Raw genomic sequence first — 25,517 nt, 5'->3', positions numbered from 1 at the left:
CCTGCGGGCGTGGTGCGCTCCAGTTTTCGCGAGCACCTCTACGTGAGTTCGCCCGCTGGCTGATCGAGAGGCAGCCGTTGGTGTCCCGATCAGGGCTCTATGCCTGGCCGGCATCAGCCTGGCAGTCCCAGCCCTGTGTGGCGGCGCAAGTGCCTGTAGGTGTCTAGCTGGGTTGACGGGCAAGTCGGTCCCCTTCCTGCCGTCAGGGCTGCGAGTTCCTAGTAGCAGGGCCCAGCGGTCGTCGGACGCGTCAGCGCACTGGTAGCACTTGAGGAACTCTTTCATTTGGGCGATTCCTTTTCCAGCGCTTCGATGAGGTCCGTGCAGACGCGATGTTCACCTCCTCCTGGCGGAGCTACGCGGGGTAAAATCGATCCCTGGGCCGAGGCAGCAAGCTGGAACATCGCTGGATTCGCGGTCTTCGGTGTGGTGGCCTGGTGGCTGGGGCGCCGTCTTCGCATCGCCACGGTCACCCCCTGACCACGGTGAGCACCGTCCTGGCCATGTGGGTTGGGGTATCACCAGCCCGTGGCTCCGGAGGTGAGCCGGCGCCCGAAGCATGGGATCGGAGGTGCTGGCCAACGTGATGAGGGTTTCCTTCGGGTGCCCCATGTTCACAGGATGGTCCCGAATGTTGAGGCCCACTGTCGCAGGTAGGCAACGAGGATGGCCCACAGGCCGGTGACCATGGATATCCCAACCACAATGAGCAGCCCACCACCGGCACGCTGCAGGGCGCGTTGGTGGCGCTTGAGCCACTCGAAATGGGGAGCGAATGTGGTGAACGAAGCCGCGAAGGCGAGGAAGGGCAGGCCAAGGCCGATTGCGTAGCAGAAGGCCAGCAGCCCGCCACGGGCGGCCGAGCCCTCGTTGAGGGCGAGGGTGAGAACCACAGACAGGGTGGGGCCGATGCAAGGGGTCCAGCCGAGGCCGAAGGCTATCCCGAGTAGGGGGGAGGCGAGGGCTCCGGCGCGGGCGGTTTGCGGGCGTCGCTGCGCGGGCAGGGGGATCCAGCCGAGGAAGCCCAGCCCCATCAGGATGATCAGGATTCCGGCAGCGATCGTGATGATGCGCTCGTAGGTGAGTAGGACGGCTCCGAGGCCACCCAGGAGGGCCCCTGTGAGGACGAAAACGACGGCGAACCCGAGCACGAATCCCAGGGTTCCCAGGAGCAGGAGTCGTCGGTTGCCGGTTCCTTGAGTGATCTCGTGGGCCCCAAGACCAGAGGCAAACGACAGGTAGCCTGGGAGCAGGGGCAAGACGCAGGGCGAGGCGAAAGAGATGACACCGGCGAGCATGGCGACAGGGATCCCCAGGAGCAGTGACGATGACATCGCTTGGCTTACCCAGGACTCGAGAGGGATCATTCCGCCGCCGTGACGTCTTCGATGATGCCGACCAACGTCGAGGCGGTGGTCTCACCGAGTATCCGTGCAGCGACCCGCCCTTCAGAATCGATGACCAAAGTACTGGGGATAGCCTTAGGTGGAAGCTGCCCGAACTCGAGCAGGAGCGCACCGTCGGGGTCGTAGATGTTGGGGTAGGGGATGTCGAAGGCCCGAACGAACGCCTGCGCCGGGGCCGGGTTGAGGTCGCGGGTGTTTATGCCGATGAACTGCACCCCCGGCAGTTGGGCGGCCGCTTCGACGAGGGCGGGTGCTTCAGACCGGCAGGGGGCGCACCATGATCCCCAAACGTTGAGCACCAGGAGTTGGCCCGGGAAGTCTGCAGTGGTCAGCGGTGCACCGTCCAAGGTTTCCCCGGCCAGCTCTGGGGCCGATCGCCGCTGCTCAGCAGGGATAATGGTCACTGAACCGTCACCTCCTTGAAAACCTGCTGAGTCAAACACTCCCGCCTGGCCCGATCCACTTGAGCAACCGGTCAGGATCATCACGGTGAGGACCAAGGCGAGGTGACTCACCCACCGGGCTGAGGGGTGGCGCCCTGACTGTCTCATGTCTGACCTTCCTTGAGATTTCTCGGCGGTGGATGGGCGCCCTCGGGGAGGTGTGCGATGCCCGATCCTACGTCCTTCCGCCGTGTTCACGGCGTCGACTGCCAGCCTTCGTCGGGGCCAACCGGATTCCCATGAGCGTTGTTTCAGTGGTGTGAGTGGCGTTCCAGTGCGCTATGGGAGGGGGCTTCGATCTGGAAGGTGGAGTGTTCGACGCTGACGTCGAAGTGTTCGGCGACGCAGGTCTGGAGGTCCCGCAGTTCCTGGGAGACGTGCCCCTGCGTGAAGCAGGATTCGTCGACGACGACATGGGCGGTGAGGACCGGTAGCCCGGTGGCGATGGTGGAGGCGTGCAGGTCGTGCACCCCGATCACGTGCGGGACCTGAAGGATGTGCCGGCGGACGTCGTCGAGCTTCAGGCCTCTGGGGGTGGATTCGAGCAGGATCCCCCCGGCTTCCTTGAGGATCGTGATCGCGCGGGGGACGATCAGGGCGGCGATCAGCATCCCGGCGATGGCGTCGATCCGGGTCCATCCGGTGAGCGAGATGACGATCGCGCTGATAATGACCGCCACGGATCCGAGGGCGTCGTTGACCACTTCGAGGAACGCGGCACGCATGTTGAGGTTCGCGGCGCGGCCCGCGCCCAGGACGAGCATGGCGACGATGTTGCCGACGAGTCCGACGATCCCGAACACGAGCAGCCCGCCAGCGGTGACCTCTGCCGGGTCGAAGAGCCGACGGACGCCCTCGATGAATGCGTAGATCCCGACGGCGAGGAGGATCGCGGACTGGGCGCCGGCAGCAAGCACCTCTGCTCGTCGGTATCCCCAGGTCCGCTCTGGTGTGGGTGGCCGCAGGGTCAGGGTGGCGGCGATCAGTGCCATCAGGAGGCCGGAGGCGTCGGTGAGCATGTGCCCGGCGTCGACGAGGAGGGCGAGGCTGTTGGTCCACCATGCGCCGATGACCTCGGCGATCAGGATGGTGGCGGTGATCCCGAACGCGATCGCCAGCCTGGTCCGGTTGGTCCCCGGCTTCGCGTGGGTGTGGTCGTGGGTGTCGCTCATGCTGGCACCATTTCCTGTTCTGTCTGAAGGGCAGGTGTCGTGATCGGGGGCAGGGCGGTGGTGCGCCCTGCCCGGATGCCGTTGCCGATCACGAACACCTCCGCGACCTCGTGGACCAGGACAACGGCCGCCAACCCGAGCACTCCGAAGAGCCCAAGTGGGATGAGGATCGTGATGAGTGCGATCGAGAGGATCACGTTCTGGAGCATGATGCGACGGGTGCGTCGGGCGTGGTCTAGGGCGTGGGGGAGTAGCCGTAGGTCGTCGCCCATCAGTGCCACAGCGGCGGTTTCGATGGCCACGTCACTGCCCATCGCCCCCATCGCGATGCCGAGGTCGGCGGTGGCGAGCGCGGGGGCGTCGTTGACGCCGTCGCCAACCATGGCCGTGAGCCCGGTTCTGCGGAGCCGTTGGATGATTGCGGACTTGTCTTCGGGGCGCAGGTCGGCGTACACCTCGCTGATCCCGGCTTCCCGGGCGATGGCTCGGGCGGTTGCTTCGTTGTCGCCGGTGAGCATGACGATGGTGTAGCCGTCCGCGCGGAGTTGCGCGATGACTTCGGGGGCTTCGGGGCGCAGCTCGTCGCGGACGGCGATCGCCCCGACGGGGGCGCCGTCCAGCTCCACCACGACTGCGGTGGCGCCGGCGTCCTGCATGCGGGTCACGTGCGCCGTCAGCGGGCCGGGGTCGATCCAGCCCGGGCGCCCCAGCCTGAGGCCGCGCCCGCCCAGGCGGCCGGTGAGCCCGGAACCGACCTCGGCGGTCACCTCGTCGGCTGCGCGCACGTCGTCGACGGCTGCCAGGATTGCGCGGGCGAGCGGGTGTTCGCTTCGCGCCTCCAGGGCGGCGGCCAGGCCGAGTACTTCGGCGGCGGAGTAGCCGTCGGCGGGTGCGACGTCGGCGACGGCCGGCTGGTTGCGGGTCAGGGTGCCGGTCTTGTCCAGGGCGATGGTGCGGACCTTGCCGAGCGTCTCCAATGCGGCGCCACCCTTGATCAGGATCCCTCGTCGGCTGGCCGCGCCGATGGACGCCACCGCGGTCACGGGAACCGAGATGGCTAGCGCACACGGGGAGGCGGCTACCACCATCACCAGGGCGCGCTGCAGCCACATCGCCGGTTCCCCGAGGAGGAATCCCGCGATGACGGTGAGGGCGGCGGCGATCAGGATGCCCGGGACCAGTGGTGTGGCGATCCGGTCGGCCAGCCGCTGCGTGGCGCCCTTGCGTGACTGTTCGGCCTCGACGATGTGCACGATCCGGGCAAGAGAGTTGTCCCTGGCCGCGGCCGTGACCTCGACCTCGAGGACGCCGGAGCCGTTGACGGAACCGGCGAACACGGGGTCCCCTGGGCCCACCTCGACGGGCATCGATTCGCCGGTGATGGCGGAGGTGTCCACCGCCGTCCTGCCGGACCGGATGTCACCGTCGGTGGCCACCCGCTCGCCCGGCTTGACGATCATCAGATCCCCGACCACCAGATCGTCGGGGCTCAGCACCACATCCCGACCGTTGCGCCTGATCGTCGCCTCACGCGGAACCAGACCCAGCAGCGCCCGCAACCCGCGTCTGGTCTTGGCCAGCGAGTAGTCCTCCAAACCTTCGGCCAGGGAGAACAGGAAGGCCAGCATCGCCGCCTCCTCGATCTGCCCCAGAGCAGTTGCGCCGACTGCGCCGATGGTCATCAGGAGCCCGACCCCGACCTTGCCGCGGGCCAGCCTCTTCAACGCTCCGGGCACGAACGTCGACGCCCCCACCAGAAGCGCCGCGACGCTCAGCACGAGCTCGGCAACCTCCCAGCCCAGCAGTCCGGAGACGAAGCCGGCCAGCAGCAAAACGCCGGAGACCAGCCCGAACTGGATGTCGCGGACCTGCCACAGATGCTCCACCGCGTCGTCATCATCACTGCTGGCGCCTGCGGGTGCCTCGCACCCGCAGGCGCTCTCGCTGTTTGCGGTGTTCCCGTGTTCGCGTCCGCTGATCGCTGGCCTGTTCATCGCTGGGCCTCCGCCCCGTGGGCCTTCAACAGATCGGGGGAGGGGTTCGTGGTGGTGCCGACCCCATAGTTCGGACACAGCGCCACAGCCTGCCCGCTCGACTCAAGCAGGCGCTCCGCGGCCGACAACATGGCCAGCAGTTCCTGGGCCGCCACCAGCGAGAACACCGACGCGCGTCCCTCCGGCCGCGACGACACGAGGCCGCACTCTCGCAGACACGCCAGGTGGGCGCTCACCGTCGACTGCGCCAACCCGAGATGTGCAGTCAGATCCCGCACCCGATGCTCGCCCAACGTCAGGTGTTGAAGAATCGCCAGCCGCGAAGGATCGGACAAGCCGTGGAAGAAGGCAGCCGCCACCGACAGATCCCCGACTTCAGACACATCCTTGATCGTCTTTGTTATCGTCATGTGACGATGCTAACAGACGAGGATCGTGTCACTTTCGCCCCGCCACCTCGGGATCTTCTTGATCTAATCTTGACTAAGCGTGTGACTAGCGCACTCAGCGATTGCGGCATTCTGGTTGGACGACATGTCCGAAACGGTGCCGCGGTACATCGCGGACACCACGACTTCCTTGAAGACACATAGCTCCTGGAGACCCATGCGCCGCCATCATCTGACCATTCGTATCGCTGTGCCGCTCGCCGCCGTCTTGGCGCTGTCGGCTTGCTCAACCCCGGAGGTTGCCGAGACCCCGCGAGATTCCGTGTCGACGGCGGCGCCGAGCGTCGCGGCGGGGGACGCGGGGGCGTTGCTTGCGGCGCACGGGTTGGTGGGGAAGAGCGGCGCCGAGGTCGTGGAGGCGCTGGATCAGCTCGACGCTCAGCGCCCGCTGCCGCTGGCCGCGTCGGTGCGCTACGACGAGGTACTGCTCAGCGACGGCACCATCGAGGCCTCGATGCCCCTCGACGGTGATGAGTTCTACCTGTCGATCGCGCCGTACGAGACCACCACTCATGAGTGCTACTTCCACAACCTCGGCACCTGCCGAGGGGAATTGGCTGAGGCGGACGTGAAGGTGACGATCACCACCGATTCAGGTGAGGTGCTCGTCGACGAGGACGCGACCACCTACGCCAACGGGTTCGTCGGTTTCTGGATCCCCAAGGACGTGGCGGGCACGGTCGTCGTCATCAAGGACGGGAAGCGCGCCGAGAGCCGCTTCTCCTCCGACGCTGAGGGCCCCACCTGCCTGACTACGTTGCAGCTTCTATAGTCCTGGGGGTGAGCCCGCCGTGGACGCGCCTGGGGCCATCCCTGACCGTTGGTGAGGTGGTGACAGTGAGGGTTGGTTTCATCGCTCGTCGCGTCCTGATGCGGCGTTGCGGGCCTCGAGTCAGCGGGATCCCCGCCCGGGCTGGGTGCCTGGCGGGGATCGCGTGACGAGCCGACCGATCTGGTCAGGAGGAGTGGTGAGCCTCCATGCCGGAGAATCCCTGATGCATGCCGGGGTTGCGCGTGCCGTCGAAGCCCATGTCTGACTGGGCCATCATGCGGACGTGGCTGGCGAACTCGCGTCCGGTGGTGGGCTCGGCCGCTCCGGCGGTGGCGGCGGTCATCGCGACCACCGCCGCGGCGGCGGTAACGAGGGCAGCGATCTTGCGCGTGGTGATCATGTGGTCTCCTTCATGTCGGTGCCGGTCGATCCGGCCGATAAGACCACTGTCCCGCGACAATGTATAGATCCGTTCAACTATCCCCTCCGCTTTTGATCAAGAAGTCTGAGGGCCTGGGTCCCACGATTCAGAGTGGGGCTTGGGCAGGCGATCGGCGGCGACATCCTGGTGCTTGGCTCAGCGCTCGTCGGTGTCTTGTTGCATCTGGGTGAGGAAGTGCTCGCCGCGTGCGGGGTAGGTGCGTGGACTCGGGTGAGCCTACTCTTCGCTAGGGCCAACTCCCGGACGGGCCTGGCCTGAGCTTTCTGGTCGTAGCCACCTGTATCCCAAGCCAGAAGCAGGCGCCCCCTGTCCCTCCACCATGCTGAGCCACTCCACGGGTGGATCAAGGCTCAGGGAGTTGGTGTTGCTAGTTCCGCCTGCCTTCAGTGGCGGGTTCGCCGGGAACCGCTGGCAGGGAGGGTGATCGTGAATCGGGCGCCGGTGCCGGGGCCGGCACTGTCCGCGGTGAGGGTCCCGTGGTGGGCCTCGACGATGGCGCGGGCGATGGTCAGCCCAAGGCCGGAGCCAGGGCTGTCCGCAGCCTTCGCGAAGCGGCGAAAGATCTGCCCCGCTTCGGCCGGGGTGAGGCCGATGCCGGTGTCGGTCACTGTGATGACCGCCGCGTCCCCGGACGGGCTGGGCCGACCGGCCATGGTGACGGTGCCGCCGGCCGGGGTGCAGCGGAGCGCGTTGTCGAGCAGGCTGCCGAGGACTTCCTGGATTCGTTCGGGGTCGACCAGCACGCGAGGAGTGCTGTCAGCGACGGAGGCGTCAAGCCGGACGCCGGCGGACCGGTAGCACTCCGAATGCGCCCCAACGGCCGCGTCGATCAAGCTGGGGACAGGAACGGGTTCGGCGCTGAGGAGCAGTTGACGTTCCTCGGCGCGGGAGACGACCTCGAGGTCGGCGACGAGGCGGCGGAGCCGGGTGCTCTGGGCGGCGAGGGTGTCCCAGGTTTGGTGGTCGGCGGGCAGCACGTCGTCGCGGACGGCCTCGATGGTGGCTTCGATGGAGGCGATGGGCGTGCGGAGCTGGTGGGCCAGGTCGGCGGTGAGTGCGCGGCGGGTGTCCTCGGTGGCCTGGAGTCGCTCGGCCAGCTCGTTAACCGACGCGGCCAGGGTGGCGAACTCGGGGCCCATGCCGGGATCGAGCACGCGGGCGTCCAGGTCTCCGTCCGCCAGTCGACGGCTGGTGTCAGCCGCGTCCCACACAGGAGCGGCGAGCCGGCGGGCCACCACCCAGCTGATTGTTGCGGCCGTGAACGCCGCGGCAGCGATGCCGATCCCCACGGCCACGAGGACGGCGTCCTGAACCGCCATGAGAATGTGTTGGAGGGCGTCTGAGTCGGTCGCGACGCCCGCCCTGTCCAGGTGGAGCTGGAACACCGACGGGGTGACCAGGAGCACCACTACGAGCACTGTGCCGGCGCCGGCCAGGATGACGAGCACGTTGTTGAGGAGGAGTCGGGGGGCCAGGGCGAGTCGTGCCAGTCGCGGCTCCTTTCGGTGGGCGGTCATCCCGGGCCCATCCGATAGCCGACCCCACGGACGGTGAGCACGTAGCGGGCGTCGCGGGGGTCGTCACCGAGCTTGCGACGCAGGTGGCCGACGTGGATGTCGACAAGGTGCTCGTCGCTCGCGGCCGAGCCCGTCGTGTCCTTCCAGACGCGGTCGAGCAACTGTTGGCGGGTGAACACGATGCGGGGACTCCCGCTCAACGCCTCCAGCAGGTCGTACTCGGTGCGCGTCAACGCCACCAGTGAGCCGGCAACCCGCACTTCGCGCGCCGGAACGTCCACCGTCAGGTCCCCGAAGACGCGTGCCTCCGGGGCTTCCTGTGCCGTGGCGCCGGCTGGGGTCCGCGGTCGCCGTAGCAGCGTCCTGACCCGCGCGACCAGTGCTCGGGCGGAGAAGGGTTTGGTGACGTAGTCGTCGGCTCCCACCGCGAGCCCGATGAGCATGTCCACCTCGTCGGCGCGCGCGGTCAACATCAGGACGTAGCAGCTGCTGAACGTCCGCAGCTGCCGGCACACCTCGACGCCGTCCATGCCGGGCAGCCCCAGGTCGAGCACAACCACGTCAGGCTCTGATTCCCGCGCGAGTGCGAGCGCCGTCTCGCCGTCGCTGGCGGTGCGCACGGTGAACCCATCCGTGGTCAGGTAGCCCTCCACCACCCTGACCAGGCTGGGTTCGTCGTCGACCACCAGGACGCTCGGCTGCTTGTCAGAACCCACGCTCAAGCGTCCTCCTCAGCGACGAACTCGCCGTGCCACGTGTGGTACCAGACCGCCCCGGTGGTGGCGTTGACCGACAGCATGCCCACTGTTGTACCGCCCGAGGCGGTGTCGAGGGTGTAGTACCCCGGATACTCCATGGCCGTCCCTGCCGCCGTCTCACCGGCGGCATTTGCCTGCAGCCATCGGTTGGCGATCGTGTCGGCCTCATCAGCGGACATGGCCGCGGTCCGGCTGCCGGTGTTCCACATCATGGCCGGCCCGTACTCGGTGGACACCGCGCCGGTTGCCGGGTCCACGAGCACCTCGGTGGTGGCCTCACCGGAGGCGTCCCTCAACTCGACGTAGAAGTTGTTGGTGAACTGCATCACCTCGCCCGGTATGAGCCCACTGACCGCCGCAGCCTGCGTCGCGCGAGCCCTTGCCTGGGTGATGGTGTCGACCCGGACGCCGTCGCCGGCCAGCCACACCCCGCCGCCCATCATGGAGCCGCTCATCATGGAGCCGCCCCCGGCGCCCATCATTCCGCCCGACGGTCCGACCCACCCGCGACCGTTGGCTCCCATCATCGGACCATGCCCGTCCCAGTTCGGCGCGACACCGGCAGCGCCAGGGTAAGGGCGAGCACCTCCCCAAGCGGCCAAGACCACCGAGCCTACGAACAGCACGCTCGCGACCACCAACACCAGCCACGCCAGCCAGCGTGGGCCGGCCTGAGTCAGGCCCCGCCCAGTCATCGGCGTTCACCCCGGGCCGAGGCCAGCGCAGCCCGCTGCACCTGATACGTCTCGACGTCAATCTCGCCGCGGGCGAACCGACGATCCAGGATCTCCTCCGGCGTCTCCGGCCCGGGCTGCATGCCGCCACCGTAGGGGCGCGTTGGCAAGAGCCTGGTCACCGCCCACACCACCAGACCGATCAGCACCGCCCACAGCAGCACCATACCGACCATGCCGCCCCACCCCATACCGCCAAAACCGCCGTAACCCATCATGTCTATCCTCCTGGACCGAGTGGGTGGTCCCGTGACCACCCGATGCAACAAGCTTGACCGTCACGTGTAAGGATCCTCGCGCCTGCGGAGTAAAGATTCCCTCTACATCCATCCATGCATCGGTTCCGTCACCCCCAATGTCGGATGTGGAACTGCGGGCCGAGAAGCGGCTGCCATTTCGAGGACCGCCCCGTCGATCAGGATGGAGGGTCGCCCAGCCGGGTCAGTGCTCCGCGTGGCCGCCCTCGGCTCCGGTGGCGTAGTCGGGGACGGTGACGCTGGTAGTGGCGGGCCCGGGCGTAGGCGATTGAGGGCTGTAGCTGATGCCGTTTGGCTTGTCGCCCACAGACACAGTCGAGACGGTCTGGTTGGTCGACAGGTCGATCACGGAGACCGTGTCGTCATAGAGGTTGGTCACCCAGGCCCGCTGCCCGGTCGGTTCGACAACCACCCCGTGCGGGCCAGCCCCCGCGGCGATGGTGTCCTCGATGGTCATGGAGGCCGAGTCGATCACGGACACGGTACTGCCAGGGGCGCCCTCGGTTCCCTGGTCGGCCGACAGCAAGCGGGTCCCGTCCGCGGTCAGGTACAGCTGGACCGGCGGCGACGGAACCGACACCGATCCCGTGACCTTCTGCTCCACCAGGTCGACCTTCACCACAGAACTGGACCCGACCAGGCTCACGTAGGCGTACCGCCCGTCCGGTGCGACAGCGACCTGCGGAGGGGAGTCCCCGACCGGGATCGTCGCGGTGACTTCATAGGTGTCAGTGTCGACCACGTCGACAGTGCCCGCTGTGGTGTTGGCCACGACCACCGCCGCACCGTCCGGGGTGGGACGCAGGCCGTGCGGCCCGGCACTGAGGTCAACGGTGGCCCGGAGCTCCAGCGACTCGGCGTCGTAGACGCTCAGCGTGTCATCCCCCGAGTTGGTGACAAGGACCTGCTCACCATCAGGACTAACGACCACATGCGCAGGGCTCACACCGGTCGGAGCGGTCCCCAACAGCTCATACGTCGCGGCATCCAGCGCCACCACAGCGTTGGCGTGACCACTGACAGCCCAGACCGTGCCACCATCAGGGCTCACCTGAACATTGTGAGGACTCTCGATCCCGCTCACCGTGGTCACCACGACACCGGTGTCCGCGTCGATGGCCGACAAGGAATCACCGTCCTCGCTGGCAACCCACACCGTGCCCCGGATCGCCATCGGCTCCTGAGGTCCGGTGCCTCCCTCACCGGCAGCGCCCTCGTCGCTCTGCGTAGCGGCGGCACTGCTCAACGGCGCAGCCGAACCGGCAGCCGGTGCATCCTGCCCACAGGCAGTCAGCGTCAAGGCGGCCATCACAAAGACGGTGAGGAACAAGGGGCGGCGCAGACCGCCGTGGGAAACGAGCACGTGATTTCTCCTAATAACATGTAGAAATGTAGGACCACTATGACGCCTCGTTCGTCTGTTTTCGATGCTCATCCGGTCAAGGTTCCGTCAAGGACACATCGCCTACCCGGGGAAGTCCCGCGAGGCATTGGTTCTCGCTGGGCGGCGGCAAGCCGCTCTACCTCTGACGCACATAGATCCACCCGCGTATTACATCGGATTATCCAGAGAATCAGATGTAATAACCGGGTTCCGTCAGGGTTCCTGGGTCACCGACGATCAGGTGCCCCCCTATGTGCCACGCTCCCTCGACCAGCAGTTGCGTGACCGGATTACGCAGGCCACGGCAAGGGCGGGCTGATCGTCGTCGCCCGGCCCCCGAAGGCCTGGCTGTCGCGGACGATGAACCCGTCGCTGCTCGCCGCGTTCGAGAGTCTCAATGTGATGCGGCCAACGACAACTCGGTTCGAGTTGATGGCGGGCAGTTCGGAGCCAAGGTCACGGACTGCAACCGTGACCTTGGCTCGATGGATGGGTGGGCAAGGCCCGGACCTTGTCACTCACCGCCAGCGTTGATGGTAGTGACCGGGGCGCCTGAGTGTGCGGCAACGTCACGCTTGGCAAGGCCTAGCTAAGCAGGCAGACGGTTCATCTGAGAGTCCCGGCGTGCGCCAACAGCCTCGTCATCGGGGTCGACGGTCCTGAGCTGAGGGCAGCCCGGGGAACGGCTGGTGCGGTGTGGTCTGGTACCAGTAGGCCGTCGTGGAGATGTCGTCGCTGCGCTCGAACAGGCCGTGGTCCCAGGCCCCGATCTGCTGGACTGTGACGCGCAGCCGCTCGGTGAAGAAGATGGGGTCGGGCAGGTGCCAACGGTACATGCCGTGCATCTGGGGCATGGCGGTGGCGAAGGGCGAGGCCTTGGTTCGGTCCTGGGCGGAGTAGAAGGGGTATCCGAAGTAGGGGGCGCTGAAGGTGAGCACCTCGGGCTCCGGGTCTGCCCGCAGCTCGTCCTGGAACGCCCACGCGCCGCCGGCGTAGTCCTCCAAGCCGGTGGTGCAGAGTGTGGGGAACTGGTCGTCGTCGTCGATGAAGAACTTCACCTCGCCCTCGCCCCACCAGTAGCGCTGGAGGGACGCCACCGCTACGTAGGTGCCGATGTAGGTGCCCGACCCTTCCACGCCGTCGAGGATGACGTGGTCCTCGCCGAGCGCCGTGGTGCCGTTGGAGCGCCTCCATTGCGCGTGAAAGTAGGCGGCGTCGGCTGGGATGTCGTCGCCGGTGGTGTAGTCCACCTGGTAGAAGACGTGGGGAAGGTCGCCGCCGTGCTGGCTCTCCAGGGTGAGGCGCGCGGACTGGCGGAACGGCATGGGGAAGTAGCTGTTCATGCCGCGGGTGGGGGCTACAACGATCGGTACGGAGGTGACGAGCGCGCGGGTGGCGAAGCCGTTGCAGAAGAAGTCACCCAGGGGAACTTCGACCGAGGGGTGTTCGGAGCCGTCCCAGTAGGCGCGCAGGACTAGATCGCGAAGCACGAAGGGCCCGGCGTCGGTTGTCTCGGCGACGGTGATCCAGATGTGGCGGATCACGCCGGGACCCTCGATGTCGGCGAGCGTGAGGGTCTCGCCCGCGGGGAGGGGGTAGTAGGCCGAGCCCTTGCGCCCCGGGCCGAGGTTCGACGCGGCCTGGGCGGCGGCGCCGATGGCACCGGTGGGGTTCTCCGCGTTGATGCTGCGGCTGCGCACGCCGGGCGTGGGCTGCGGGATGGAGATGGAGTGGAACACTGGTGATCCTTCTGGGTGAGTAGGGGTTACTTGACGGCCCCGGCGGTGACGCCGTGGCTGAGGGTGCGCTGGAAGATGAGGAAGAACACCAGCGTCGGCAGCAGGGACAGCAGCGAGCCCGCGTTGAGCACGGTGATGTCGATGGAGTGTTGGCCGCGCAGGGTGGCCAGTGCGATGGGCACGGTCTGTGACGACTGGTCGGCGAGGAGGACCACGGGGATGTAGAACTCGTTCCAGGTCCAGATGAAGAAGAACACCAACAGCACGGACAGTGTGGGGCGCAGCACCGGCACGATGATGAGCCAGAGGATCTGCCAGCGCGTCGCGCCGTCCATGGAGGCCGCGTCGAGCAGTTCCTTGGGGATCGTGCCCATGACGCTGGCGAGCAGGTAGGTCCCGAACGCGGCCTGCAGGACGGTGAACACGATGATCACAGACCAGATGGTGTTGAACGTGCCCGTGGCTTGCGCCCCGTAGAACAGGGGGTAGATCAGGGCTTCGTGCGGGAGCATGGTGGCGAGCAGGAGGACCGCCAGGATGGGGCCGCTGCCCTTGACCCGACCGATGCCGATCCCGTACGAGCTGACCAGCGCCAGCGCGACGCCGGCGAAGGCCACCACGGTGGAGATGATGATCGAGTTCCATAGTGCACGGGGGAAGTTGACCAGTCCCAGGTAGTGGAGGAACGCGTCGACTGTGAACGACTGTGGCCAGGCGATGGGGCCGTTGGACGAGTAATCAGCACTGGTCTTGAATGCGTTGAGGACAATGAGCAGGAACGGCGCGAGCATAATCACGGAGACCAGGACTGCGACGCCCAGGACCACCCAGCGCATCGGGGTGTGGCGCCGGCGGCGCCGGGGCGCGGAATCGACAGCGGGGCGGCCGCCAACCGGAGTGGTGGTGGTGGAGGTGGTCATCATCGGTCCTTTCAGGAGTGCTCGCTGCGGCGCTGCCAGGTGAGCATCACGGCTGCAATGACGAAGATGAGAAGCGACATCACGGTCGCGATGGTGGCTCCGTAGCCCACCTGGGAGAGCTCGAAGAAGTTGCGGTAGGCGTAGTAGGAGGGCACGACGGTTGAGCCCTCGGGACCCCCGCCGGTGAGGATGAGCACCGGCGCGAACACCTTGAGCGCGGCCACCGTCGCGGTAAGGACCACGATGAACATCTCGGGGCGAATCGTCGGCAGCGTGATGGCGGCAAACTGGCGCCACCAGCCGGCACCGTCGAGGGAGGCCGCCTCGTACAGTTCGGGGCTGACGCGGGAGAGGGCGGCCATGAAGATGACGACGGGGTAGCCCAGCTGCAGCCACACGAGCATGGCCATGAGGCCGTAGATCGCCAGGTTGGGATCGCCCAGCCAGTCCGGGGGCTTCGCCACCCCGATCAACTTGAGGAACGTGTTGATCGAGCCGTTGGCCGGGTCAAGGATCCAGCTCCAGATGAAGCCGGCCACCGCGATGGGGAGGATTTGGGGAAGGTAGTAGGTGGCGCGGAGGAAGGACGCGACACGCGAGCCGAACGTCCGGCCCAGGTAGTCGAAGAGCATCGCCGCCAGCAGGATGCCGATAGCGGTGGGGATGGCCGTGATGGCGATGACCATGAACAGTGAGTTCTGGAAGGACTGCCAGAACTGCTCGTCCTGCAGCAGGTCGACGTAGTTGCCGAGTCCGTACCAACGCATCGGGGCCAGACCGCCCTTCCACTGGAAGAGGCTGAAGCCGATGTTCATGGCGAACGGGAGCAGGACGATGGCGGTGAACGAGATGCCGATCGGCACCAGGTACCACCAGTAGGAGCGCTCGCGCCGGCGCAATGTCCGGGCGACGGATCGGGTCAGAGGCATGGGACGGACCTGTCTGTGGGGAGTCGGGTGGGGTCGGGGCGCCGCGTGGGCGCCCCGACCGGTGTCACTCAGGACTGGGTGCCCTCGTCGTAGAACTCCTGCAGGGCGGCGATGTACTCGTCGGCCGTCTCGTTGCCGTTCGACATGGCCTGCATGTGGTTCTGGATGAAGTCCAGGAATCCGGGCACGGGGTAGTCGGGGTAGAACGAGAGAGTGTCGGCCTCGACCAGCTCGTTGAACCGCTCGGCCAGGCCTCGGTAGGCCTCGTCCTCGATCTTGCTGGTGTCGCCTGCCAGCGCGAGGCCGCCGGCAGCGCTGATGGTGTCCTGGACCTCCTGGCTGAGTGTGATGTCGATCCAGTCGTAGGCCAGATCCTTGTTCTCGGCCTTGGCCGGGACGCCCCACAGATGCCCTGACGAGCCCATCGTCAGGTTGGCACCGGGGAGCGTGAAGTAGCCCCAGTCGAACTGCGCATCGTTGCTGATCCGCGCGAACTGCGGGTCATTCCACATCACCATGGCGGCGTCGCCGCTGAGGAAATTGACGATGGCCTGCTCGAAGGACAGCCCGCCCAGCTGGTCGCCGACGTAGCCCTTGTCGATCCACTCCTGGAAGCGGGCCGTACCAGTGCCCCACGGCGCGGCGCTGAAGTCGACGGGGTTGCGCACGAACATGAAGTCGTCGATCTGGTCCCGCGACGCCTCCGCGGAGACCAGCGAGTACCACACCCACATCTGGTTGAAGCCCTGACTGGTATTGGCGGAACTGGAGATCGGCAGGATGCCGGCGGCCATCAGCTGATCCATCGCGGCCTCGAAATCCTCCAGGGTGGTGGGGACCTCGGTGATGCCAGCCTCGGCGAACAGTTCCTTGTTGTAGTAGAGCATGACGAACTCGCCGATGTTGGGGATGCCGTACCAGTCGCCCGAGCCTGCCATGCCGTTCTCGTCGTACTGGGCGAAGGCGGCCATGGAGCCGGTCACCTTCTCGTCCCAGCCGCGCTCCTCGACCTGCTCGGTGAGCGGCTCGAGGAGGCCCTGACCGGCGAGCTGGCCGCCATCGGCGTTGCCCTTGTTGAACTCGATGACGTCCGGGACATCGTTGCCGGACAGGGTGATCTTCGCGTTCTGCCGCATGGCGTCGAAGCTCGTCTGTTGGAAGTCGACGGTGACGTTGGGGTGCTCGGCCTCGAACAATTCCACCGCCTTCTTCCACCCCTGGGCCTGGGGGCTATTAGGGTCCTCGTACTGGAGGATGGTGAATGTGCGGGGCGCGTCGGGGTCGGCGGGCTGGTCCTGGCCGCAGGCGCTGAGGGCGACGGTGCTGAGGGCCGCGGCCGCTGCGAGGGCGCCGAGCCGGCGGAGGGGGGAGCGTGTGCTCATGGGATTTCTCCTTGGGTAAGGGGGTCGCCCTGAGGGCAGGGTCGACCAAGGCCACGGGGGCGCTTCTGGGATGGGCGGAGGGGCGCCGCGATGGGCGCGCCGTCATAGGGGCTGAGTGGTGTGGCGCTCAGCCGGTGTCGCCGTCGTCAGCGACGGCGAAGCTGTTCAGTGGGAAGGCATCAGGTGCGTGGGGCGCCTCCTTCGGGGCTGGGGGGAGCGACGGATGCGCGCTCCACTAGCGGACATGGCATCTGGGTGCTCACCGGGCCCGACGGCGCGTCCCCGCGAAGGCGGGCGATCGCCTGGCGTGCCGCCCAGGTGCCCATGTCGCGGTGGGGTAGCCGGACGGTGGTGAGTCCGGGGAGGAGGCTGTCGGCTATGAACGGCTGGTCGTCGAAGCCGATGATCGAGAGGTCGTCGGGAATCCGCAGGCCCAGTTCCTGGGCTACCTGGTAGAAGCCGAAGGCGATCTGGTCTGAGAAGCAGAACACTGCCGTGGGCCGGTCGTGCGTAGAGAGGAGGCGGCGGGCCTGGACGCGACCGGCCGCCGTGCTGGGATCGGAGGCATCGACTATCAGAGCGGGGTCGGGCGTGAGCCCGGCGGCGGACAGAGCGGCCTCGTAGCCGGCACGGCGGAGCGTGCGGGCCACGAACCGCTCGTCCTCGACGTTGCAGAACGCTATCCGTCGATGCCCGGCCAGGATGAGATGGATGGTGGCGGCGTACGCCCCGCCCGTCTCATCCGGGATCACCCAGTCCGCGACGGCCGAGCGATCCCTGGGCAGCCCATCGAGGACTACCACAGGCATGGCTCGGGGCGTCATCGGAAGATCCACCTCCCGATGGAAGTCGGTGGCGACGATGAGCGCCTCGATATTGCGCTGCAAGAGGGTCTTGACCGCGGTCCCGTCAAGATCCCGGTTGCCGGCGGTATCGACGACGATGAGAAGGAAATCCTCCTCCGCCGCGCTGACTTGCGCGCCCCCCAGCATCTGGCCCGCGAACGGGACGGAGGCCACCTGGTCCGACAGCAGCCCGATGATGTGTGACTGGTTGGTCTTGAGTCCGCGGGCCAAGAGATTAGGGGCGTACCCGAGCTCATCCGCCACAGTCCGGATCCGGACGGCCACGTCGGGACGAACTCGCCCCTCGCCCCGGTCGTTGAGGACGAGTGACACCGCCGAGATCGAGACCCCGACATGGGCCGCGATGTCCTTGAGTGTCACCATCGACATACCTCTCGTCAAACGATTGAAGTCAAACGTTTGCATCACCGTAAGAACGTCAAACGCTTTGACGCAAACGCCGTTATCGAATCGTTACATAACGGCCGGGTGGGGGTGGAGAGCTGCGAAGCGGACTGCTGCTGATGGGCGATCTCTCCGTGACGGACTCGATCTTCCGATCCCCCCGGGGCCATGGGCCTCGTCTTTCGCCAAGTGCCAAGCGCGATCAACCAACACTGGCATTACATACAGTCGCGGGCTCATCGCTGGGGAGGCGTGCGCCCCGGCGTTTCGTCGGGCCCGCCGATTCGGAGCTGGGCTCGAGTGACCGGTGAAGCTTGTTGATCGGCGCCAATATTGAGACCGACCTTGCTGGCGTGGTTGCGTAGCGCGTTACGCAAGCTCACCGCCACTGTCTCCGGATCGCGATCAGCCATCGCTGCAGCGAGGGCGGCGAGGTCGGTGCCGGCGGCTTGTAGCCGGGTCAGGTCTGTCTGCATGCTCTGCCACCTCTGATCCGTCATCAACCCGGGATTGACGAGCTCGGCCCAGGGACGCCAGTCGACCTCCACCGCCGACCCCGGGCGGTGGTGCGCCAGAGTCGCAGCGGCGACTGCGGCCGGCACCTTCGCCAGCCGTCTCGCCAGCATTGTGGTGTCAGCCCCGGCGTGGTGGAGTTCGTCGAGCCGGTCGGCGAGTTGCGGCCATTCGGGCACCGCGGCCATCTCGGTGAGATCTGCCCAGCGCTGCCAGCGCTGGGCAGGGGTCTGGTCGAGGCGGCGGCGCATCGCACGCGTCTGCTCTCGTGCATGGTCGGCGGCCATGATCGGGGTGGTGGTCCAGGCGTTGATCCACGTCATCAGCTGCTGGGTCTGCTCCTCCGGCACGGCAGCTAGGTGTTGCTGCCATGTGGCTGGTGGGCGGGCGGCGAGGATCTCGGCGATCTGCCGGGTGGCGTCGGCGGGGGTGAGGAACGTGACTCGGTCGCGGATCATCTGTTCGCCCTGGATCGTGGTGGCTGTGGCCAGGGCGTGGTGGAGGGCGTCGGGTCCGTGCTGTTCGAGCAGTTGCGCTGGGTCCCCGCCCGTCGGGAGGATGAGGCGGCGTGGGTCGAGGCGGTGCTGGGCGAGGAGCCAGAATGCGTTCTCGGCTGCGACGTGGCCGGCTTTGTCGGCGTCGGTGGCGATCAGCGGTGTGGGTCCGCCGCGCAGCAGCAGGGTTTGCTCCAGGGTCAGCGCGGTTCCCAGGGGTGCGACGCCGATGTAGGTGCCTTGGCCTGCGAGGGTGACGGCGATCGCGTCGATAGGGCCTTCGACGATCACCGGAACAGCCTCGGAGGTGAGGAGGTGGTGGCCGTAAAGGATGTCGCGTTTGGCGAACAGCGCGCTGGCGGGGCTGTTGAGGTATTTGGGGCCGTGGTCGTCGTCGGCGTCGGGGTGCCGACGGCCGACGAACCCGACGATGACGCCTTCGTGGGTGATGGGGAGGATGGCGCGGTCGCGGAATCGGTCGATCACGTTGCCCTGGCGGGTGGTGGTTGCCACTCCCGCGGCGAGCAGCTCGTCGGTGCTGAATCCCTGCTTCCGCAGAGTGCTGACCATGGAGGTCCAGCCTGCTGGGGCGTGGCCGATCCGGAACCGGGGGTTGCCGGCGAGATCCTGCCTGAAGCGTTGAGTGAAGTAGTGATGGCTCCACGAGTCGGGTAGCTGTGATTCGAAGAATCCTGCCGCTGCTGCCGTGACTTGGGCGAGGCGTTGCGGGGTGTGGGGGGTCTCGGCCCAGCGGTCGGCGGCCGCGAATCCCTGCCGCATTTCGATGTCGGTGAAGTCGGGGTCGGTGCGCTCCCGCAGCCGGGCAGCTTCGGCGAGGTCTGCGGTCCGAGTAGTCCAGTCGATGTCTTCGATCCCGTCGGGGGGCAACTGATCGGGGTGCGGCGGCTCCACCTGGTCGTCCGGGGGCGGGGTCATGAGGCGGTGGGTGCGCCACAGCATCGCCTGGCATGCGTCGTCGAATCCGGAGACGTCTGGCACGGGGATGATGAGGTCCTCGGGGCGGTGGCCGCGCTGGATGGCGTCGGTGAGCGCGGCGGCCAGGTGGGGCCACCAGGGGCTGGCTTCCAGGTCGGCCGCGGCCTGGAAGCCGAGCTGGTCAACCAACGATTCTTCCCAGGTGGGGAGGGTGGGGCTGTCGGTCGGGGTGAGGTGGCGGGCGAGTCGCCACCACAGCGCGGCGGCTGGCTGTTCTGTCGGCAGGGGCCCTTCGGCGACGGCTGCGACGAGGTGTTCGGTGATGGGGACGTCGGTGTTGTGGAGGGCGGCGAGGCGGTGAGCGAGGACGGTGGCGTAGGGGTCACGGGGGAGATCGGCACGGATGTCGCGGAGGAGATCGGTCCAGATCCCGACCGGGTGGGCGGGTCGGAGCCGGTTCGTGAGGTTCTGTTGCCAGTGGTGCGCGGCGGCGCCGAGTTGGGCGGGTCCGGTGGGGCGGCGGTCGCTAGGTTCGACCTGCCAGGCTGCCCGCCACACCTCGACATCGGTCACGGTCGACGTTGTGAGGGTCTGGCCCGGTAGAGCCCAGACCGGCTGGTTGATGGCGGTGGCGGCGGCTCGGACTTCGGCGGCGAAGGCGCGGACCTGGGCGTGGCGGGCGGTGAGGTAGGGGCCCCACTGATCGTGGTCGGCGAGGCTTCGGGGGATGCCGGTGAGCCAGGGGAGTGGGCCCGAGGTGTCAGGGTGGGGGAGCCGCCAGGTGAGCACCGCCGCCGGGTCGTGGGCGGTCGACAGTTCCCGGGCGTCGAACGCGGCACGCAGCAGCTGCAGCGCTGAGTGGGGCCTCTCGCCGGTGGCCGAGAGCAGAAGAAGGTGTGCGCGGAGGGTTGGCCAGGCGGGGCTGGAGGTGAGCTGATCCACGACCTCGTCGGCGTGCTGGTCCAACTCGTGTGCCGCGTCGGCGTGCAGGTGTTCGACGGCGACGCTCACCGCGTCGCTGTAGCGGGCCACGGCGTTTCCCAGGCGGGTGTAGGGGTCGACGGCTTGGCGGGTCTCGGTGGTGACTGAACGGGCGGATCCGTCACGGGCCAGGACCTGCTCGATGACGTCTGCGGCGGTAACGGGCCGCAGGGTGGTGGGGTGGATGGGGGAGTTCTCGCCGCCGCCGTCGACGACCTGGACGTAGGCGTGGTTCGAGCGGCGACCGCGGCTCATCGCGACGTAGAGCTGCTGCCTGCTCTCCGTACCGGTCAGGACAGTGTGGGTGGTGTCGACGGTGATGCCTTGGGCGCCATGGACGGTCACCGCATAGCCCAACTCCACGTTCTCGGCCACGTAGGCCGCCGGCAGCGTGATCCGCAGCCCGCTGTTCAGGTGGTGGGCCTGGATCGCACCCGTCGGGTCCACTTCGGTGACGATCCACCGGTCGCCGTTCTTCACCCAGTCGGTGGCGCTGATCGCGAGGCGGCGGTCATTGAGTCGGGTGACGATCACGTCCCCTACCGAGGCCAGGTTCCCGTCCGACAGCACCGCAACGGCACCCTCAACATCGCCGTGGGTGGCGGCCAGGCGGTGGTCGCGGGCCCACTGGTTGAGTTGGGCGACCCGGTCGCGTGTGCCGGCCAGCATCACCGAGTCCAGGCCGGCTGTCTTGTCATTGAGCCAGGCGTTGAGGGCGTCGCGGAGGATGGTTTCGTCCGAGCCGGCGTGGATCCGCTGCTGGTCGAGGTAGAAGCCCAGCGACTCGGGCCGGCCATCGCGCAGCGCCAACGAGGCGGCCGCCTCCGCTGGGTCTTCGAACCGCAACACCTCGGTCAAGTGGACGGCTAGGTGGGCGTGGGCGAGGTCGCGAAGCACCCCGCCGGCACCGACCGCGGCGAGCTGCTGATCATCCCCGATCAACCGCACCGACGCACCACGCTGCATCGCGAAACCGATCACCGCGGCCAGCGTTGGTGTGTCGGCCATGCCCGCCTCGTCAACGATCAGGAGGGTGTCAGGGCCGATCAGACTCTCGGCTGCGCGGGGATGGTGGTGGAGGTCCCAGGCGAGCTTCGCCAGGGTGGTGGCGTGGCCGACGTGATCAGCCAGGAGTCGAGCGGCGACGGCGGAGGGGGCCAGGCCGACCACCGTCCCACCACTGTTCCGCCACGCCTGCCCGAGAGTTGCCAGGGCGGTGGTTTTCCCGGAGCCAGCGGCGGCCAGGGCGAGCTGGACCCGTCGTCCGCTGGTGGCCATTCGACGCACGAGTTCAGCCTGGCCGGCCGTCAGGTTGATGCCGTTGGCGGTCGCCTCGAGGAGGGCGAGGGACACGTCGGCTTCGCTGGCTTGTCGGCCGTTGAGGAGGGTCGCTGCGTCGGTGATCTGCCGTTCGGCTTCGATCACGGCGGTGGAGGTGAACCGTCGGCTCCCGACCGTGGTGTAGACAGATTCGCCGTCGGAGCGGCGCAGGACCTGGGGGTCGCTGATCGGGTCGACCCACGCCTCCAGCACGATGCATCGGTCGGTTGCCGCGGCCAGGAGTTGGGCGGTGAGGTGGGTCGCCTGCCCGGGGCCGGTGGCCCGTTCTCTGGCCCTGCGGGAGGCTTCGGCCTGCAGGTGCCACACCGTCCACGTGGCCCGGGACAGGCCCATCCGGGTCACCATCTCGTCGGCCACCTCATCGATCCAGGCGGCCGTCGGCGCCGGCCCCGCCCCGTGAGCAGCGGCGGCCACGTCGGCCAGCATCCGGGCTATCCCGTCGGCGCCGAGGACCGCGGTCGCTTGCGCTGCCCAGGCGCTGCGTTGCTCTGTCAGGGTGCGGGGCTCGTGCTTCGCCTGGCGGGTCTCCAAGGTGGCTTGCTGCGCCAGCGCGATCCCCTCGGCCGGTGTCGGCGGGCGGTGATGCGCGTGCTGGAAGGTGACGGCGAGCTCGGCCTGACGGGCCACGATCGCGGCCCGACGGCTGGACCACGCCTCCCTCAACTGGGCTGGGACCCCGACGATCTCCCGCACTGGACGCTTCGACGGATCGGCTACTGGTTCGTCCGCGAATCGCACACCCAGACGGGCCACCAGGTGGGCCTCCAACTGGGTGTTGTACACCTCCGAGATGCTCACCAGCCCCGCGAACAAGGGCCGGCCGTCGATCGCCAACCACGCCCCGTCCAGCGTCTGGACCTTGTTGGCGATCGCCACATGGGTGTGCAGATTCGGATCCCCAGCCCGCGAATCCCGGTGCGTGAACGCCGCTCCGATCAGGCCGGTCACCTCCACCTGCCGCACCCCACCCGCACCCCTGCGCGAGAACAGGACCCGCTCCTCCAGATACGCCAGAGCGTCAGCGACGGCCGCGTTATGAGCCTCCTCAATCTGCGCGGCCACCTGCTGCGGCGCGACCGCCCACAGCGCAGAGACCGACTTCACCGGCGTGAACGTCACATCGAACCCGGCACACGCCGTCGTCGCGTTCCGCGACAGGCGGGCCACCTCCGACGACAGCTCAAACCCGCTCGGCGGCCGACCCATCCGCGCCGCGAAACCCTCGGTCGCGACCTCGTTGCGGACCCGCGCGCGGACATCCAACGGCACTTCCTCGTCCGAAGCGACACCGTGCTCGGCCGCCCACACCGCGCACCGCGTCGCGACCTCCTGCTGGAACGCGCTGGCCGCGGCATGCACCCGAAACGGCGCCCCCAGCCGGGCCGCGGCACGGATCAGCTCCCGCGTCGCGCCGACCGGCAAAGCAGCAAGACGAGCGGCCATGTCCGGATGAAACCCTGCCCCGAACAGCGACTGCATCTGCTCCGCCGACACCGCAGACCCCGGCTCCACCTCGAGCGCCTGAAGGCCGGCCCCGACCCACCGTCCCGGCACCTCACCCTTCTCCGTGTAGTACGACGTCAGCGATGCGTGACCCTTCTCAGTGGAATCCATGGCGGCGACCTGCCGGGTCAGGTAGTCATAGCCCGACCCGGCCGTCAGCTTGTGCAACGACGCCGTCATACCCCCCAAGAACCCCAACCCGAGGCGCCCACAGCTGGTCCGACAGTGCAAGAGGTGTGTCGCACATGGGATCCGGCGATCCCTGCACCGGGGGATGAGAATGGGCTGTTCGTTCGGCGACGTCGGCACTCACTGGTGAGGGTGAGCCCGCAGAGCATGGCGCAGGGTTCTCGGGTGCCTCCGGACTGTTGCTGCGAACACGTGGGTCTGTGTTGTGGACGACACACGAGAACTGGAGGGTTGCACCACGTCCCGTTGGCCTCGTTTCGAACGTCGTCGACAGCCACATCCTTGAACACCCGATCGCTCGATTTGCCGAGGTGGGTGCGCGAGGGGGAAGTGAGCGTTGTCAGCGGGAGTTCCAGGAGGCCGATCTCCGGCCCCCGGTCACGTGCTGACCGCTCCCGATGCAATGATGAACCCTGTGGACGGGCTCAGCGCCCGCAGCCTGCGGCCATGGGGGGAGCATTCAGTGGTACAACCGCACCGTATTCGCAAAGTCGCGGCGGCGTACAACAGGGGAGCCAGCGGCGGCTGGTGGAAGTCAGAGAGAGGTGCGTGAATCGTGAGTACCCTGCTCATCGAGCGCAGCGAGTTCTATCCAGCCAGGCAGCAAGAGGCCCATCGAGAGTACTTCGAACTCGGCGACGTGCAGGGGTCAGATTTCTTGGACTTCGCGAGGAAGGAGCTCGCGGCAGGCCACGTCTTCACGCGCCCTCACAAGGGCCTGGTGCGCATCCGCGAGGTCACGCAACTGGAGCGGGGGATTTTGGCCGTCGTGGGTTTCGGGAACAGCGGACAGGCCGGCGGGGTCATCGGCGCGAACGGTACCGAATTCGAGATCACGCCGGAGCATGCCGCCGTCATGGACGCCAGGCTGCTCCTCGTCGCACCCGCCGACAGCAGATACCTGTTCACGTTCCATGAGCGGTACCCAGGCAGCGCCCCCGGGATCGCTTGCGTCGCTGGTCTCAAGGCTGCCTGGAACGGCTCGGGCTACGGCGTCACATGGAAGAATCGATGGGTACAAGACGGCGATCAGTTTCTCGCGGAGGCGGACCTCAAGGAGTTCGAGATTCGGAGGCGCAGGGGTGGAGGGCCGACCTCAAGGAGCAGGGTCCAGCATCTGGGGGTCATGAGTTACGCCGCTACCGCGGAGCGCTCGAAGTTCTTCGAGCGGAGCTTGAAGGACAAACTCCTGTCAGATCCGCAGGCTGCCTACGACTTGTTCGAGCTTGAGCCACTTGATGAGGACGAGACCGTCCTGCACCTGAAGCGCGGAGACGTCACCAAGACTTATGTGGTCGAGCGAGGGAACCTGCCCAAGGTTCACATCTCTCTGGGAGAGAACTTGAGCGACGAGGACTTCGTGGGCGCGTGTCTTCAGCACCTCGCGGGACTGGTTGATGTACCCTGGGATCGAAACTGGTGTTCGAAAATCGCCTAGGACGTGAGTCGTGTTCCTCAAGGATGTCGTTTACACCCATTGGAAGATCAGTCTCGCCGACGTAGACGGAAACGGGGGCGGAGACGGCCCCAGGCAACGATCGTGGGGAGTTCAGGTTCTTACACCTCTTGCAGCCGGTGCCCTCGCGCTTCTGCCGGGCCGTGTTTCTGCGTACTCTCTCGAGATACTCAACGGTGTGGCGATTGTGACCGGGTTGCTCTTCTCGACCTTGATCTTCTTGATTCAGTTGAGGCACCAGGTGCGTGTCGACCCAGCCACCAAGGCGGCGCGAAACGAACCCGACAGGGCAAACATCGACAACGGCTTCTTCAGTGCGGCCTACGCCATCGTGGTGGGTGTGGTCATCATCATCGGCCTGATCCTGCAGGGGATGCTTGCCCCGGCCGTCGCCTGGCCTTGGGCTCGGGTCGCTTCGAACTGGCTCATCTACGCCCTCTTCGCCCACTTCCTCATGACGATGTGGCTATGCGTCGTACGCCTCTGGCGCATGTACGAGGTGTTCGGGCTGAACAAGCCATAGGCCGGTGGGCGGTGCCGGTCGCCAAGAGATACG

Annotated in this window: 20 protein-coding genes; 3 read left to right on the top strand and 17 right to left on the bottom strand. The window is 67.2% G+C overall.

Features of this window, described 5'->3' with window-relative positions:
• Positions 1-614 precede the first annotated feature (614 nt).
• From BCR15_RS13875 to BCR15_RS13855, 5 genes are all read right to left on the bottom strand, one after another.
• Positions 615-1,334, bottom strand: a complete 720-nt coding sequence (locus BCR15_RS13875; protein ID WP_439653993.1) for a cytochrome c biogenesis CcdA family protein — start codon at positions 1,332-1,334, stop codon at positions 615-617.
• 29 nt (positions 1,335-1,363) lie between these two features.
• Positions 1,364-1,957, bottom strand: coding sequence for a TlpA family protein disulfide reductase (locus BCR15_RS13870; protein ID WP_068752809.1), 594 nt, complete (start codon positions 1,955-1,957; stop codon positions 1,364-1,366).
• 143 nt (positions 1,958-2,100) lie between these two features.
• Entirely contained in the window at positions 2,101-3,021 is a 921-nt protein-coding gene (locus BCR15_RS13865; RefSeq protein ID WP_068752808.1) for a cation diffusion facilitator family transporter, read from the bottom strand.
• Complete coding sequence (locus tag BCR15_RS13860) at positions 3,018-5,015, bottom strand: heavy metal translocating P-type ATPase (protein ID WP_068752807.1); 1,998 nt, start codon at positions 5,013-5,015, stop codon at positions 3,018-3,020. Before BCR15_RS13860 ends, BCR15_RS13865 begins: the two co-directional genes overlap by 4 nt.
• Positions 5,012-5,425, bottom strand: a complete 414-nt coding sequence (locus BCR15_RS13855; RefSeq protein ID WP_068752806.1) for an ArsR/SmtB family transcription factor — start codon at positions 5,423-5,425, stop codon at positions 5,012-5,014. The genes BCR15_RS13860 and BCR15_RS13855 overlap by 4 nt, the downstream gene beginning before the upstream one ends.
• A 196-nt stretch (positions 5,426-5,621) precedes the next feature.
• On the opposite strand from BCR15_RS13855, the gene BCR15_RS13850 reads away from it, so the two are divergent.
• Complete coding sequence (locus BCR15_RS13850) at positions 5,622-6,236, top strand: CueP family metal-binding protein (protein ID WP_068752805.1); 615 nt, start codon at positions 5,622-5,624, stop codon at positions 6,234-6,236.
• Positions 6,237-6,420: 184 nt separating this feature from the next.
• On the opposite strand, the gene BCR15_RS13845 is transcribed toward BCR15_RS13850, so the two are convergent.
• The 12 genes from BCR15_RS13845 to mobF form a co-directional block, all read right to left on the bottom strand.
• Entirely contained in the window at positions 6,421-6,636 is a 216-nt protein-coding gene (locus BCR15_RS13845; RefSeq protein WP_068752804.1) for a hypothetical protein, read from the bottom strand.
• A 425-nt stretch (positions 6,637-7,061) separates the two neighbouring features.
• Entirely contained in the window at positions 7,062-8,195 is a 1,134-nt protein-coding gene (locus BCR15_RS13840) for a HAMP domain-containing sensor histidine kinase (RefSeq protein ID WP_068752803.1), read from the bottom strand.
• Positions 8,192-8,911 (bottom strand): response regulator, encoded by a 720-nt coding sequence (locus tag BCR15_RS13835; RefSeq protein WP_439653992.1) that lies wholly within the window; start codon positions 8,909-8,911, stop codon positions 8,192-8,194. The genes BCR15_RS13840 and BCR15_RS13835 overlap by 4 nt, the downstream gene beginning before the upstream one ends.
• A 2-nt stretch (positions 8,912-8,913) precedes the next feature.
• Positions 8,914-9,480 (bottom strand): hypothetical protein, encoded by a 567-nt coding sequence (locus BCR15_RS13830; RefSeq protein WP_218058969.1) that lies wholly within the window; start codon positions 9,478-9,480, stop codon positions 8,914-8,916.
• 164 nt (positions 9,481-9,644) lie between these two features.
• Positions 9,645-9,905 (bottom strand): SHOCT domain-containing protein, encoded by a 261-nt coding sequence (locus BCR15_RS13825; protein WP_068752802.1) that lies wholly within the window; start codon positions 9,903-9,905, stop codon positions 9,645-9,647.
• A 223-nt stretch (positions 9,906-10,128) separates the two neighbouring features.
• Positions 10,129-11,307 (bottom strand): YVTN family beta-propeller repeat protein, encoded by a 1,179-nt coding sequence (locus tag BCR15_RS13820; RefSeq protein ID WP_218058968.1) that lies wholly within the window; start codon positions 11,305-11,307, stop codon positions 10,129-10,131.
• 662 nt (positions 11,308-11,969) lie between these two features.
• Positions 11,970-13,067 carry a glycoside hydrolase family 172 protein gene (locus BCR15_RS13815; RefSeq protein ID WP_068752801.1) on the bottom strand — a complete coding sequence of 366 codons (1,098 nt, stop codon included), beginning with the start codon at positions 13,065-13,067 and terminating at the stop codon, positions 11,970-11,972.
• 26 nt (positions 13,068-13,093) lie between these two features.
• On the bottom strand, positions 13,094-13,987 hold the full coding sequence (locus BCR15_RS13810; protein ID WP_068752865.1) for a carbohydrate ABC transporter permease: 894 nt from the start codon (positions 13,985-13,987) through the stop codon (positions 13,094-13,096).
• An 11-nt stretch (positions 13,988-13,998) separates the two neighbouring features.
• Positions 13,999-14,916, bottom strand: coding sequence for a carbohydrate ABC transporter permease (locus tag BCR15_RS13805; RefSeq protein WP_083196632.1), 918 nt, complete (start codon positions 14,914-14,916; stop codon positions 13,999-14,001).
• Positions 14,917-14,984: 68 nt separating this feature from the next.
• Positions 14,985-16,298: an ABC transporter substrate-binding protein gene (locus tag BCR15_RS13800; RefSeq protein WP_068752800.1), complete on the bottom strand. Its 1,314-nt coding sequence runs from the start codon at positions 16,296-16,298 to the stop codon at positions 14,985-14,987.
• A gap of 179 nt (positions 16,299-16,477) precedes the next feature.
• A complete protein-coding gene (locus tag BCR15_RS13795; RefSeq protein ID WP_083196646.1) occupies positions 16,478-17,527 on the bottom strand; it encodes a LacI family DNA-binding transcriptional regulator in 1,050 nt (349 codons plus the stop codon).
• A 257-nt stretch (positions 17,528-17,784) separates the two neighbouring features.
• Positions 17,785-23,484 carry a MobF family relaxase gene (gene mobF / locus BCR15_RS13790; protein WP_176715256.1) on the bottom strand — a complete coding sequence of 1,900 codons (5,700 nt, stop codon included), beginning with the start codon at positions 23,482-23,484 and terminating at the stop codon, positions 17,785-17,787.
• A gap of 577 nt (positions 23,485-24,061) precedes the next feature.
• Between mobF and BCR15_RS13785 the strand changes: the two genes are divergently transcribed.
• Together BCR15_RS13785 and BCR15_RS14785 are read left to right on the top strand one after the other, a co-directional pair.
• Entirely contained in the window at positions 24,062-24,943 is an 882-nt protein-coding gene (locus BCR15_RS13785; protein ID WP_068752797.1) for a hypothetical protein, read from the top strand.
• Positions 24,944-24,953: 10 nt separating this feature from the next.
• Complete coding sequence (locus tag BCR15_RS14785) at positions 24,954-25,484, top strand: hypothetical protein (protein ID WP_141680156.1); 531 nt, start codon at positions 24,954-24,956, stop codon at positions 25,482-25,484.
• The last annotated feature ends 33 nt before the right edge of the window (positions 25,485-25,517 follow it).

Origin of the sequence: Tessaracoccus lapidicaptus, from assembly GCF_001693815.1 — a bacterium.
In the GTDB taxonomy this organism is placed as follows: domain Bacteria; phylum Actinomycetota; class Actinomycetes; order Propionibacteriales; family Propionibacteriaceae; genus Arachnia; species Arachnia lapidicapta.
This window is presented reverse-complemented; position numbering and strand designations above follow the sequence as displayed.